The following is a 13,057-nucleotide window of genomic DNA, read 5'->3' as shown; positions in this document are numbered from 1 at the left end:
GATATGTTGAAAGGAGGTTGATGTTATATGGTGAAATTAAGTGATGAATATATTCAAAAAGTGATTGTCAATGGTAATGTTGAGCATAATCAGACCATTCAATTAAACCCATATGATGAAAAATGGCCTACTTTATTTGAAAGAGAGAAGGAAAGAATTTTAAAAATATTAAAAGATAAAGCTTTGATGATTGAACATATAGGTTCAACATCTGTGCCAGGATTAATGGCTAAGCCTATTATTGATATTTTACTTGTTGTTGAAGATGCAGGCAAAGAAGAAGATTATATGGATGATTTATGTCGGCATGGTTATATTTTAAGAGTGAGGGAACCAGATTTTGAAAATCATCATATGTTTAAAGGACCAGATACTGATATTCATTTACATGTTTTTTCAAAAGGGTCAAAAGAAATTGAAAAGTATCTTCTGTTTAGGAATTATTTACGTTGTCATGCTGATGCGAGGCAACTTTATGAGAATACAAAAAAAGAGTTAGCAAAGAAAACATGGAAATATGTACAGAACTATGCTGATGCCAAAAGTGAAGTTGTTCAAAAAATTCTCAGTGATGCCATTCAAGAGAACAAGACAAATCAAGAATAAAAAGAAAATACAGAAAGGAAAGATTATATGATAGATACAATAAAAATAACAAAGGTTTATCATGGCGGAAGTTTAAAAGCCTCTGCTACTTTAACAATAGGAGGCGTTCTTGCTTTACATGATATTAAAATTATAGAAAAAGAAAATGGATATTTTATTGCCATGCCAAGTCAGTTAATCAAAGGTGAATATAGAGATATTTATCATCCTATTTCAGCACCTGCTCGCCAAGTCTTTGAAAATCTTCTTTTAAGATGCGTTGAAGATCTGATGCAATCTCAAGAAAGTTCACTCTTTTATCAATGTCAAAATACAAATATTCCATTTCTCGATTTAACTTATGATGATTTTCAAATTGTGAATCAATCATAGATGAAAATGCAGTTTATATATGATTATCATCTGTATGATGACAATCATAGGAATACCCCATACAAAATACCAATGTTTAGTTTTATGATGAAATAGATACATCCCTAGCCATACGCCTAAGCTGCCACCGATAATGGCAACTGTAAAAAGTGCTTTTTCACTTATACGATATAAGTGATGCTTGGCTTTGGATTTATCTATTTTCATTATTATAAAGCCAATACAATTGATAATAAGGAAATAAATCATAGAAAACTCCTTTCTCATTCTGTCATCATATGAAATAATTGCTGATACTCATCTTTATGAATATGTGATTTGAGATAAATGAAGTGCATAGGACGAGAAATATGAAAGTTTTCAATCTGTAATTCAATTAATTGTTGATTTTGTATTTCCTCTTTCACAACGCCAGCATATAAAAAAGTAACTGCCTGACTGTCCATAAGCAATGTTTTTATCATAGATAAACTACCCACTTCAATAAAATGTGAAAAACGTGAAAGAGGATAGATTGTCTGTTGTAAATAATTTTCTAGGATATCTCTTGTTCCTGAACCTTTTTCTCTAATGAGTAATGGATATGCAAAAAGCTGTTCAAATGTTATTTTTTGATGAGCTAAAGGATGATGAATACTTGCAACAGCAATAAATCTTTCCTGTTTTAATAAATGATAATCAAATAATTGTGTATCAAACTGTCCTTCTACAAAAGCACATTCAACTTCACCATTAATGAGCTTTTGAATTAAAGTATGCGTATTAGCGACAACAATTTCACATGGACGAGAAGTTTGAATGAATTTTTTCGCAATCATATGAGGAACATAATAATCGGCAATGGATAGTGTTGAGCCAATGGTTAAAGGTGGATAAGCTGTTTGGAGCTGTTTTTGGAAAAGATCTTCATTATGAATCTGTGTTTTGGCATAGTGATATAAAAGTTCACCCATTTTGGTGAGATGGAAAGATTTATGAGTGCTATCAATAAACTTTTGTTGATAATGTTCTTCCAGAGCTTTGATATGTTGTGTAACGGCAGGCTGAGTAATATGTAAATTTTTAGCTGCCTGAGTATAGTTTTGACATTCAACGACTTCTACGAATGTTCTCATTTTATCATCTATCATGAAATCACCTCATCTTCATTATAATATATTGTTATAATAAATAAAATATCATAATTTTTATTTATATGAAAATTGTGGTAATATAACCCTGGTTGATAAGGGGAGATGACAAAGTGAATAAAATCAAAGATATATTACCAGGATTTATAGTTTGCTTGGCTATTGGACTTATAGCTCAGCAGATTGCGAAGTTTTTTCCAAGTATTGGTGCTGCACTTTTTGCGATTGGGATTGGAATGCTTGCAGGCAATACATTTTTAAATAAAGATATTTTTAATGTGGGAACGAAATTTTCAGAAAGTCGTTTATTAGAATATTCTATTGTTTTAACAGGTTTAACATTACAATTAACAGATATTATGGGAATTGGTATACAAGGTGTTGCCTTTATTGCTTTACAAATGATATTGACTATCACTATGTGTTATTTTATTGGAAGAAGATTAAAATTCACAAAGAAGTTTTCATTGTTAATGTGTGCAGGGAATGCTGTTTGTGGATCTTCAGCCATTGGAACAGTTTCTCCAATTGTGGAAGCTGACAGTAAAGATAAAGGTATTTCAATTACAATTGTCAATGTCACGGGAACAATTTTAATGGTTGTCTTACCTATTTTAACAAGCTTATTATATCATCATGAAACACTTCAAACTTCAGCGATGATTGGTGGAACACTGCAATCTATTGGACAGGTCATTGCATCAGCATCACTTGTCAATCAGGAAGTTGTGGAATTTGCGACAATCTTTAAGATTGTCAGAATCATTTTTGTGGTTGTCGTTGCTTTAACATATGCCAAAATGAATCTTGATGAAAATCAGCCATTGTTTGCTAAAAAAGAAGGAGTAGCAGCGAAGGTTAAAGCCAAAGTCCCATGGTTTGTTATTGGATTCTTTATTTTTAGTATTATCAATAGTACAGGCATTTTACCAGCCATCATTTCTACATCTGCAAAAATGGTAAGTTCTCAATTTGAGATTATTGCTTTAGCAGCCATAGGGATGCGTGTTAAATTTGCTGATCTTATTAAAGAAGGACCTAAAGCTATGTTATATGGATGTTTAACAGGAACATCACAAATTATCTTTGCATTCATTTTGATTGCTTTATTGTTTTAGTAAAAAAAATCTATTCGGCTTGAATAGATTTTTTTCGTAGAATGATAAAGAATAAAACAAAAGATAGAGCTAAAAGTATATGTGAGATTCCAGCGATACCAGAAATTATCGCATTCATTGCAGTTGATAATTGAATATTCAAGACTTGAACAACTCCTCTTGTCATCAACATGATAATAAAAAATGGTAAAGCTATGTTATATAAAATGAAGAATTTCTTAAATAATGAGCTTTCTAATATATCTTTATCATTTTTAATAAAGAGTGCCAACAACAAGAAAACAAAGACACCCAAAATAAATAAATGCGTATGTGTAACACTTAATGTTGTTTTTCCTGTGAATTGATTAAATTTAGTCAATTCTCTATAAAAAACACCCGCCACAAGAGCTGCTATCATATAAATCATTGAAACATTTATTAATTTTTTCATTGAATGAACCTCCCCATTCTATTCTTTGGATATCTTAATGCGTAGAGAGAATCTTGTCAATGAATATGCAAATAAAAAGAAGTTTTCAAATCGAAAACTTCTTTGTTTTATGAACATTTAGGGAAGATGACAATAGTCTTAAATAAATCACCGTCTAGCTCTACATGGAATTGCCCACCTTGTATTTCAGTAAAACTCTTGACAATGGCTAGTCCTAAACCAGAACCATGCGTATTTCTTGATTTATCTCCTTGAACAAATCTTTCTACGATTTCATTTTCATTAAATGTCATTTCTTCTTCAGATATATTTTTAAAGATAATTTCTACATGGTCATCATGATCATGAATATCAATATAAACACGTGTATGTGGTAAAGCATATTTACTAATATTCATAAATAGATTTTCAAAAATACGATAAGTTTTAGAACTATCTAAATGACACATCATCTTGTCTTGGGATGAATTCCATTTCATGGATAAAGATTTCTCATCTAAATTATCCTGACACTCTAATTGAGATTGTTTAATAAGCGAAATGATATCTATATCCACAAGATTTAATTTGACATCTCCACTATTGGCTTTGCTGACTTCAAATAAATCTTCAATTAAATTTTTCAGTCTTAAAGAATTTCTTTCTAAGATATCTAAATAATGTTGACGATCATCACTGCTAAGATTGTTATTCTTTAATAAATCTACATAAGTGATAATAGAAGTTAATGGTGTTTTTAAATCATGAGAAACATTAGAAATCAATTCCGTTTTCATTCTCTGAGATTTGACTTCTTCCTTCACGGCTTTTTCAAATCCATCCTTGATATGAACAAATTCATCTTTTAAAGGATTGAAGATACCAATATCTTGATTAATCTGTACATCAAAATGACCATTAGATAATTGTTGAGTCGCTTTTAATAAGGTATGATAATCATTTTGAATATCTTGAAATTTCTTTCTTATTAAAATAAAGATAATAATAGAATAAATCACTGCAAAGAATATACCAAAAACAAAGAATATTGAACATCCTGCTATAATCAAGAGATTGAATAAAACGATTTTTAAAACTGTTTTGTTTAAAGAATCATCTAGATCAAAATCAATGACTTTATTCATAATCTGATAGCCATGAGTTATTAGCCATCCAAGACATGTATTTTCCCAAAAGTATTTTTTGAGTCCCTTATGGAAAAGATATTTCACAAAGTAAGCTAAGATGATAAAGAGGAGATAGAAAATAAAGTAATAAGCGATATTGATGGCTGGAGTTAAATAGGAACCAATAGCTTCAATCGCAAATTGCTGGTAAATATATTGGAACTGATCTTGGATAGTACCTGCAATCATAATTGCCGTGCCAGCATACATCATAATAGCCAGTGTTCCCCATATAATAGCCAGAAAGGCAAATTTAATACGCATCACAAAAGATAAGAAACGACTTTGTTCAAGATATTTCATAGGAATACATAATGTGACAATACAACAGACCACAATCGCAGTGAAAATATATGGAAGTGAGTAGAGATATAATTGGCTACGTGATATATTCATCAGATAAGAACCAATTTGACTGGTCATATGCAATTGATCACTAACTGCAAGTGTTATAGTGATATTTTGTAAAGGTTGATAGCGAATCGTGATATCTTCTTGACTATAATCATCATAAAATGTGGTGTTATAAGAGAAGAGAGATTCTAGAGAATAAATATTGATATGTTCATCATTTGTATGGGTAACTTTTGGAACACCTTTGTTATCAAATTCAATTTGCATATACCATTGATATTTGTCTTGTAAATCCTTGTTTTGTGAGATTTGAGAAATGGGATCATTGGTATTAGAGAATTGTTTTTGTGATTGATGATCAGTGATATGGAAGAAAATATCTTCTTTTTGATGGAGTTCATTCACTTTATCTTCTACAGCTGACTGGAAGTCATAATAATAATCTGCATTGATTTCATCTTGTGAAGATTGATAATAATCATAAATGGAAGCAGATGGATCTTGACTTTCCTTGAGTAGAAAATCAGATGCATAACTGTATTCAATCAGATAAGAAGACATATAATCCGAAATATCACGGCTTTCAAAACTAGATTTTTGAGTAGCTTGATTAATAAAAGGATAACATAAATAAGTTCCTATACTTGTTATTATCAGTGTTATCAAGATAATAATACTTGCAATATGTTTTTTGATTTTCATAGTTAATCCCTGCCTTGTTTTTCAATTTTATATCCAACGCCCCACACAACTTTTAAGTATTGAGGATGTTTTGGATCTAATTCTATTTTTTCTCTTAAATTACGGACATGAACCATTACTGTATCCGTGTTAATAGCATCTTCTTTCCAGACACTTTCATAAATGTTTTCAGCTGAAAAAACTTTTCCAGGATACTCCATGAGTAATTGTAAGATTTTAAATTCAATAGGTGTGACCTTGATTTGACGATTATCTACACTCACTGTTTTTGTATCTAAATTAAGCTCTAAACCGCCAACAGTATAGACATTCTGTGATGTTTTCTTTGCAGTTGCATCTAGATATTTGCGATAACGTCTAAGCTGTGATGAGACTCTGGCAAGTAATTCAATTGGCACAAAAGGCTTTGTGACATAATCATCTGCTCCAATGTTTAGTCCAGTGACTTTATCAATATCTTCTGATTTGGCTGAAAGCATAATAATAGGAAAATCATATTTTTCTCTCATTTTCATTGTCATTTGAATGCCATCCATCACTGGCATCATGATATCCACAATAGCAAGATGAATAGTTTCTTTTTCAACAATGTCTAATCCTTCAATACCATTATGCGCTTTAAAAACATGATAGTTTTGTGTTTTTAAATAAATCTCAATCGCATCACAGATTTCAATTTCATCTTCTACAATTAATATATTATAATCCATAAAAACCCCTCCCGACTTTTCTACATTATACTTGAATTTAAAAAAGAAAAGTAGAGGATAAAACGAAAGATTTTCTAAAGATGATATGATAACTTTCGTTTGTTTATTTTTTTATAGATGTAAATACCAATGAAAGAAATAATACCCGTTACGACAAAGATAATGATAGAAAACAGATAATCTTTAATTCCTAATGCATGACCACCAATGGTAGATGTGATAATTGAAGGTGTTCTTGCGATAGTTGTAATGAAAAGAAATGTTGAAAGTTTCATATCTGTTAATGGAATGAGATAAGTGAGAATATCTTTAGGTGTACCAGGTATAAAGAAAACAATAAAACATAAAATATTTCTTTTTTTTGGATTATGTAAAAAATGAACCTGATTTATCTGATCTAAACTGATAAAACGCTGAATAAAATTTTGTCCCCATTTCTTAACAAAATTATAAATCAGTAACGAACCCATAGCACTCCCTATTAAACATAAGAGGAGTCCTACAAATGGGCCATAAATAAATCCGGCCATAATTTCTACAATTTCACCTGGAAGAAAAACAAATATAACTTGTAAAATAACAATACCAACAAAAATGATTTGTCCAAATAAACCAAAACTTTGTAGCTGATTTCTTAGTAGCTGAGGATTTTCAAAGATCTTCATCATAGGTTGATATAAGCATAAACATATCAAACCCATGATAAGTAGACACTTGATTATAAATTGAATTTCTTTTTTATGTTGTTTGATTTTATTGATCATAAAGGTCACTCCTATCGACATTGATAGTATGAACGAAAAAGCGAAAAAGGAAACCAGTAAAAAGATAAAGATTTTCTAAAGAAAATAAAAAAACAAGCTTAGCTTGTTTTGATTAAGAATGCTTTTTTCCTTCCATAAAATAAGTGGCTTCCATATCGGCAGTAGATAAGGCAAAAGCGAGTGGAAACATTTCAAAAGCAGCACCTACATTTCTGGCATCTTCATTACCAGCAAATCCCATATGATAACGAATCGCAAAGGCTTCTTCTCTTTTTAAACGCATATAGCCACTAATCATATAAACACTTTTTTCTCCATGACCATAAGGCAATGTATCTTGAAATTCATAAAAAGGCACTTGAATCCATTGTCCATTTTCTTTGACATTTCTCATACTTTGTTTATAACAGTTAATTTTACATAAATCATGAAGTAAAGCAACAATAGCGATAGTTTCTTCATTATAATTCAAATGGTATGTTTTTTGAACACGTTCACGTGATAAATAGTCTTTTAGACAATCATAAACATTGAGGCTGTGCTCCAGTAGACCACCTTCATAATTACCGTGATATCTTGAACTGGCAGGGGCTTCAAAAAAATCAGAATTACGTGACAATAAAAATTCTAATAATTTTTCACTTCCATCACGATGAATTTTTGTTTTATAAATTTCAATAAATCTTTCTTTGTTTGTCATTTTCTCACATCCTTGTTTACATTATAACAAATAATCATCATAAATTTGATGATTTAAATAGATTTTTTATGATTTCTTTAAGAATAGTTATCATAGAAATGATTGTAATGATAAATATCAGTGTTTTCAAAAAAAGTGGTATAATCTTTTGAGAAAATCAATTTGAAGTTTTAAACAAAAAAAGATGATAAAGATTCAAGTGAGAACTGTTTATTGCTTGTCACACGAAAACGGCTTATAATAACATATAGGCCGATGTATTTTTTGTGGAAAGATATTGATTATGAAGGGAGATAAAAGAATGAAAAACGATTTTGGATCAATATTAGAAAGAAGACATAATGGTTCTATGAAATGGGAAGCTCCATATATCAATAAGAGATTCCATACTCATTTTCAAACTGAAGATCAGTTTTATCCATTATTTATTGCGGATATGGATTTTAAGATGGATGAAAATGTTCAAAAGAGATTAATGAAATTTGTCAGTGAGGGAGATTTAGGCTATTTTCATGTCCAAGATAGTTTTTATGAAAGCATTATTCAATGGTATGATGAAATTCATCATATTCATATCAACAAAGATTGGATTGTTCCATCTATTGGAACAATTACATCACTACATTTATTAACTGATTTATTCGCTAGAGATAAAAATATTTTAATTATGACACCTGTCTACGGACCATTTTATAATTGTGCTCAAATTGGTCATGCTTATAAGATGCCATTAAAAAATAAAAATCAGGAATATTTGATAGACTATGATGAATTGGAAAAGATGTTGAAATTACATCAAATTGATGTCTTGTTGTTCTGTAATCCACATAATCCTGGAGGTAAAGCCTGGTCATATGAAGAACTTAACCAATTAGTTCAATTATGTAAAAAATATCAAGTCATGATTATCTCTGATGAAATTCATGGCGATATCCTTATATCAGATAAAAAATTTGTTTCTCTTATTCAATTTTTTGATATTTATGATCATATTATTGTATCATCATCGCCAAATAAAACATTTAATATTTCAGGATTATCAACATCTTTTACAATCTGTAAAAATGAAGATTTCAATAAACAATTTAATGATTATCTCTCAAAACTTCATATAGGTCCACAACGTATTGGTATTTATATGATTGAAACTGTTTATAATGAGGGGAAACAATGGTATTATGATTTATTAGAATATCTTCGTCAAAATATTAATATGACAATGGAATTATTAGAAACAACAGATATGAAAATCATGAAACCTGATATGGGATATTTAATATGGGTTTATTTACCAAAAATAGCCAATATTGATCAGTTTGTTATTGACTTGGCTAATGAAACACATGTGTTATTGGAAACAGGAAGCCGTTTTATTGATAATTATGAGGGATGGGTACGTATTAATACAGCAACAAATTCAGATTTATTAAAAGAAGCAATGATGCGATTTATTGAATTCTATAAATCATATAAGTAATGGTGTAAAAATGAAAAAGATTAAAACAAATGTATTAAGGTTATTGGATCAGCAACATATCAATTATGAAACACGTGAATATGAGTATGATGACAATCATTTATCTGGTGAACATATTGTTCATCAGGTAGATTTAGAAGCAGATGAAATCTATAAGACGCTTGTATTACATGATCATCACGAATATTTGGTTTGTTGTATACCAGTCATGGAAGAAATTGATTTAAAAAAGCTGGCGAAAGCCAGTGGACATAAAAGTGTTGAAATGCTTCATCAGAAAGATTTATTACCATTAACAGGATATATGCGTGGTGGGTGTTCTCCTATTGGCATGAAGAAAAAGTTTCCTACTTATTTTCAGGAAGATATTTTGCTGTTAGATAGAGTCGCAATCAGTGCAGGAAAAAGAGGTTTACAGGTGATTTTAAAACCTCAAGATTTAATCCAATATGTCAATGGTCAATGTGTAGATGTGATAAGATAAAAAAGCAAGGAATCCTTGCTTTTTTATTTATGAGTGATTTCAATGATTTGATGATAAAGAATATGCATACTTCCTATATCTTTATCTATATGGTAATGACCTAGATACCAGTCTTGAAATTGTATGGTCTTTTTAAGCAAATATAAAACACTATGAATATCTTCATATTCATCACCATAAACAGTCATATCACAGCTATCATAAAATCCTAAATATTCTTTAATGTCACGAGGGGCATCGTGACTTAAAATATAATCAACCTGATTATGATATTTCTTGAGATTAGTGAGGGCATGGTTGACTTCTTCATGTGTTGGCAATTCTCCTTTCCACCATGAAATGCCTTCTTTTCTATAAACACGATCAGTTGAATAGCCACCACCAAAAGCTAAGAAAGTTTGATTATTAAGTGTAAAGATTTCACCACGCATCAAATGAAAAATACTATTATTGATTTTATGAATACGTCCACCATTCCAGTTTTCTATGGGATATGTTTTTAATAAATCATGATTTTCATGATTGCCATCAACCCATAATGTTGTCCAAGGCTGTTCATCGAGCCAGTTTTGCCACCAGCGATCAGATCCAGCTAACTCACCACCCCAGACACAGCCAAAATCGCCACAGATTATCACATAGTCATCTTTGGTTAAGGTTTTTCCTTCAGGAAAGTTCTTTCTTGCAAGTTTTTGAATATCATAAGAGCCATGTGTATCACCAGTTATAAAAATTCTTGACATATTATAACCTCGCTTTCTTTTCATTATTGTACGAAATCGCACCTATGGTACTCTTTCACACCCATTATATCATCATTTTATATGATTGATTTTATTTTTTTATGTTTGAATATCTATTATGAAAAGTGAAAAAACAGATAAATAAAACAAAAAATGATAGTGGTTACATAAATTTGTGAAAACTATTATTTTTTATTTTTTAATGAAAATGGGTGAAAATGTTTACATTTCAGAGTGGGTTTTTATGGCGTTGGTTTTTAAGATTTGTTATAATAGAAACAGAGGTGAAACAATAATGGATTATAAAGCAAATTATGAAAGATGGTTGAATCATCCTGCAATGGATGCAGCCACAAAAATGGAATTAACAAACATGGGAGAAAAAGAAAAGGAAGATGCATTCTATACAAATGTTGAATTTGGTACTGCTGGTATGAGAGGTATTTTGGGACCTGGAACAAATAGAATGAACATCTATACTATTAGAAAAGCAAATGTTGGTTTTGCAAAATATGTATTGGGATTGGAAAATGGAAAGGAAAGAGGCGTAGCTATCGGTTATGATAACCGTCATATGTCTTACCGTTTTGCGATTGAAAGTGCTAAAGTTTTAGCAACTTATGGTATTAAATCATTTATTTTTGAAAGTTTAAGACCTACACCAGAATTATCTTTTGCGGTGAGATATTTAAAATGTGCTGGTGGAATTATGATTACTGCATCACATAATCCTAAAGAATATAACGGATATAAAGTTTATGATGATACAGGATGTCAGTTGATTCCTGAATGGGCAGATGAAGTTGTTAAATATGTTAATGAAGTTGAAGATGAATTAGATATTCATGTATGCAGCGATGAAGAAGCTTATCCATATATGACATGGATTGGTGAAGAAGTTGATGAAGCTTATTATAAAGCTGTTATGGGTATTGAAATTAATCCTGGTATGGATAAGAGTGGATTTAAAATTGTCTTCTCTCCACAACACGGAACAAGCAATATCCCTGTGAGAACTTGTTTAGGACGTTTAGGATATGATGTTGTACCAGTACTTGCACAATGTGCTCCTGATCCAGATTATACAAATACAAAATCTCCTAACCCTGAAGAGGATATGGCTTATGAATTAGCTATCATTAAAGCTAAAGAAGTTGATGCTGATGTTGTTGTTATCTGTGATCCTGATGGAGATAGATTAGGTGTTGTTGCTAAACATGATGGAAAATATGTATTGATGAGTGGTAACCAATCAGCTGCCGTTTATCTTGAATATATTTTAAGTCAAATGAAAGAAAAAGGAACATTACCTGATAATGCTGTTATGTATAATACCATTGTTACTTCTGATTTAGGTGAATTAGTAGCAAGAAGCTATGGTGTTGATGTAGAAAAAACATTAACTGGATTTAAATTCATTGGAGATAAGATTCGTAAATATGAAAAAACTGGAGAAAAACAATTTGTCTTTGGTTATGAAGAATCTTATGGATGTGTTGTTAAAGATTTCGTTAGAGATAAAGATGCAGTACAAGCTGTCTTAACTGCTGCTGAAGCTGGTAACTATTATAAAAAACAAGGTAAAGATTTAATTGATGTATTAAATGAATTATATGCGAAACATGGTGCATTTAAAGAAAGTCAAATTGCTTTATCTAAAGCAGGTGCTGCTGGAGCTGCAAGAATTAAAGAAATCATGGATAATTTAAGAAAAGATGCACCTACTGAAATTGGTGGTGTTAAAGTTGTTGCTGTTGAAGATTATCAGACAAGTGTAAGAACTGAAAACGGAAATGAAACAACTATTGATTTACCAAAATCAAATGTATTGAAATATTATTTAGAAGATGGTTCTTGGATTGCTGCTAGACCTAGTGGAACTGAACCAAAATGTAAATTCTATTTCTCAATCAAAGGTGCAACTGTTGATGATGCTGCAAGCAAAACAGAAGTATTCCAAAAAGATATGATGGATATCATAGGTGAATAAAAAAATCTTTGTGTAATTAATGTAAATTTGATATTTATATAAAGATATACTACAAATTTACTACTTTTGAGAAGGTTTTGATACAAAATGAAGAGGTACTTTTACTATGAGTTTGTAAAAGTATCTTTTATTATTTTGTAGATAATAATAATTTATAGCAACCACTTCAAAGACTTTTAGACAAAACTAAAAGGGACTGTAACGAAATAAATATTCGTAAGGCCACCTAAAAAAGAAAACGACAATGATTATCTTTAATGATTATCATTGTCGTTTTTGGTATAATTAGATTATGGAATCTTCTAATT

14 protein-coding genes are annotated in these 13,057 nt (G+C 30.4%); 6 read left to right on the top strand and 8 right to left on the bottom strand.

Annotation, left to right across the window (positions count from 1 at the left end; genetic code table 11):
• Positions 1-27: 27 nt before the first annotated feature.
• Positions 28-606 (top strand): GrpB family protein, encoded by a 579-nt coding sequence (locus tag B5G32_RS06460; RefSeq protein WP_087936193.1) that lies wholly within the window; start codon positions 28-30, stop codon positions 604-606.
• Positions 607-633: 27 nt separating this feature from the next.
• Positions 634-978: a SpoVG family protein gene (locus B5G32_RS06455; protein WP_087244858.1), complete on the top strand. Its 345-nt coding sequence runs from the start codon at positions 634-636 to the stop codon at positions 976-978.
• On the opposite strand, the gene B5G32_RS06450 is transcribed toward B5G32_RS06455, so the two are convergent.
• Together B5G32_RS06450 and B5G32_RS06445 are read right to left on the bottom strand one after the other, a co-directional pair.
• A complete protein-coding gene (locus tag B5G32_RS06450) occupies positions 973-1,227 on the bottom strand; it encodes a DUF1294 domain-containing protein (RefSeq protein WP_087244859.1) in 255 nt (84 codons plus the stop codon). The genes B5G32_RS06455 and B5G32_RS06450 overlap by 6 nt on opposite strands.
• A gap of 14 nt (positions 1,228-1,241) precedes the next feature.
• On the bottom strand, positions 1,242-2,108 hold the full coding sequence (locus tag B5G32_RS06445; protein ID WP_087936191.1) for a LysR family transcriptional regulator: 867 nt from the start codon (positions 2,106-2,108) through the stop codon (positions 1,242-1,244).
• Positions 2,109-2,221: 113 nt separating this feature from the next.
• Here B5G32_RS06445 and B5G32_RS06440 point away from each other — a divergent pair, with 113 nt between their 5' ends.
• Positions 2,222-3,226: a YeiH family protein gene (locus tag B5G32_RS06440; RefSeq protein WP_087936190.1), complete on the top strand. Its 1,005-nt coding sequence runs from the start codon at positions 2,222-2,224 to the stop codon at positions 3,224-3,226.
• Between the two features lie 10 nt (positions 3,227-3,236).
• On the opposite strand, the gene B5G32_RS06435 is transcribed toward B5G32_RS06440, so the two are convergent.
• From B5G32_RS06435 to B5G32_RS06415, 5 genes are all read right to left on the bottom strand, one after another.
• Positions 3,237-3,659 (bottom strand): DUF2871 domain-containing protein, encoded by a 423-nt coding sequence (locus B5G32_RS06435; RefSeq protein WP_087296887.1) that lies wholly within the window; start codon positions 3,657-3,659, stop codon positions 3,237-3,239.
• Positions 3,660-3,766: 107 nt separating this feature from the next.
• Positions 3,767-5,881: a sensor histidine kinase gene (locus B5G32_RS06430; RefSeq protein WP_087936189.1), complete on the bottom strand. Its 2,115-nt coding sequence runs from the start codon at positions 5,879-5,881 to the stop codon at positions 3,767-3,769.
• Between the two features lie 2 nt (positions 5,882-5,883).
• Positions 5,884-6,591 carry a response regulator transcription factor gene (locus B5G32_RS06425; protein WP_087244864.1) on the bottom strand — a complete coding sequence of 236 codons (708 nt, stop codon included), beginning with the start codon at positions 6,589-6,591 and terminating at the stop codon, positions 5,884-5,886.
• Between the two features lie 74 nt (positions 6,592-6,665).
• On the bottom strand, positions 6,666-7,355 hold the full coding sequence (locus B5G32_RS06420) for a TVP38/TMEM64 family protein (protein WP_239386215.1): 690 nt from the start codon (positions 7,353-7,355) through the stop codon (positions 6,666-6,668).
• 112 nt (positions 7,356-7,467) lie between these two features.
• Positions 7,468-8,055, bottom strand: coding sequence for an HD domain-containing protein (locus tag B5G32_RS06415; protein ID WP_087936188.1), 588 nt, complete (start codon positions 8,053-8,055; stop codon positions 7,468-7,470).
• A gap of 301 nt (positions 8,056-8,356) precedes the next feature.
• Between B5G32_RS06415 and B5G32_RS06410 the strand changes: the two genes are divergently transcribed.
• Positions 8,357-9,532: a MalY/PatB family protein gene (locus tag B5G32_RS06410; RefSeq protein WP_158093984.1), complete on the top strand. Its 1,176-nt coding sequence runs from the start codon at positions 8,357-8,359 to the stop codon at positions 9,530-9,532.
• A 10-nt stretch (positions 9,533-9,542) separates the two neighbouring features.
• Positions 9,543-10,016: a Cys-tRNA(Pro) deacylase gene (ybaK, locus tag B5G32_RS06405; protein ID WP_087244867.1), complete on the top strand. Its 474-nt coding sequence runs from the start codon at positions 9,543-9,545 to the stop codon at positions 10,014-10,016.
• A gap of 23 nt (positions 10,017-10,039) precedes the next feature.
• On the opposite strand, the gene B5G32_RS14150 is transcribed toward ybaK, so the two are convergent.
• Positions 10,040-10,759, bottom strand: coding sequence for a metallophosphoesterase (locus B5G32_RS14150; RefSeq protein WP_087936186.1), 720 nt, complete (start codon positions 10,757-10,759; stop codon positions 10,040-10,042).
• A 295-nt stretch (positions 10,760-11,054) separates the two neighbouring features.
• Here B5G32_RS14150 and B5G32_RS06395 point away from each other — a divergent pair, with 295 nt between their 5' ends.
• Positions 11,055-12,749, top strand: a complete 1,695-nt coding sequence (locus B5G32_RS06395) for a phospho-sugar mutase (protein ID WP_087936185.1) — start codon at positions 11,055-11,057, stop codon at positions 12,747-12,749.
• Positions 12,750-13,057 lie beyond the last annotated feature (308 nt).

Source organism: Massilimicrobiota sp. An80, assembly GCF_002159255.1.
Lineage (GTDB): Bacteria > Bacillota_I > Bacilli_A > Erysipelotrichales > Coprobacillaceae > Allocoprobacillus > Allocoprobacillus merdigallinarum.
The sequence above is the reverse complement of the archived record's forward strand: the minus strand, read 5'-3'. Positions and strand labels throughout refer to the sequence as shown.

Bases quoted from the DNA above. Each gene is read 5' to 3' on its own strand.
- B5G32_RS06460 (WP_087936193.1), top strand. From the start codon at position 28: ATGGTGAAATTAAGTGATGAATATATTCAAAAAGTGATTGTCAATGGT.
- B5G32_RS06455 (WP_087244858.1), top strand. From the start codon at position 634: ATGATAGATACAATAAAAATAACAAAGGTTTATCATGGCGGAAGTTTA.
- B5G32_RS06450 (WP_087244859.1), bottom strand. From the start codon at position 1,227: ATGATTTATTTCCTTATTATCAATTGTATTGGCTTTATAATAATGAAA.
- B5G32_RS06445 (WP_087936191.1), bottom strand. From the start codon at position 2,108: ATGATAGATGATAAAATGAGAACATTCGTAGAAGTCGTTGAATGTCAA.
- B5G32_RS06435 (WP_087296887.1), bottom strand. From the start codon at position 3,659: ATGAAAAAATTAATAAATGTTTCAATGATTTATATGATAGCAGCTCTT.
- B5G32_RS06430 (WP_087936189.1), bottom strand. From the start codon at position 5,881: ATGAAAATCAAAAAACATATTGCAAGTATTATTATCTTGATAACACTG.
- B5G32_RS06425 (WP_087244864.1), bottom strand. From the start codon at position 6,591: ATGGATTATAATATATTAATTGTAGAAGATGAAATTGAAATCTGTGAT.
- B5G32_RS06420 (WP_239386215.1), bottom strand. From the start codon at position 7,355: ATGATCAATAAAATCAAACAACATAAAAAAGAAATTCAATTTATAATC.
- B5G32_RS06415 (WP_087936188.1), bottom strand. From the start codon at position 8,055: ATGACAAACAAAGAAAGATTTATTGAAATTTATAAAACAAAAATTCAT.
- B5G32_RS06410 (WP_158093984.1), top strand. From the start codon at position 8,357: ATGAAAAACGATTTTGGATCAATATTAGAAAGAAGACATAATGGTTCT.
- ybaK (WP_087244867.1), top strand. From the start codon at position 9,543: ATGAAAAAGATTAAAACAAATGTATTAAGGTTATTGGATCAGCAACAT.
- B5G32_RS14150 (WP_087936186.1), bottom strand. From the start codon at position 10,759: ATGTCAAGAATTTTTATAACTGGTGATACACATGGCTCTTATGATATT.
- B5G32_RS06395 (WP_087936185.1), top strand. From the start codon at position 11,055: ATGGATTATAAAGCAAATTATGAAAGATGGTTGAATCATCCTGCAATG.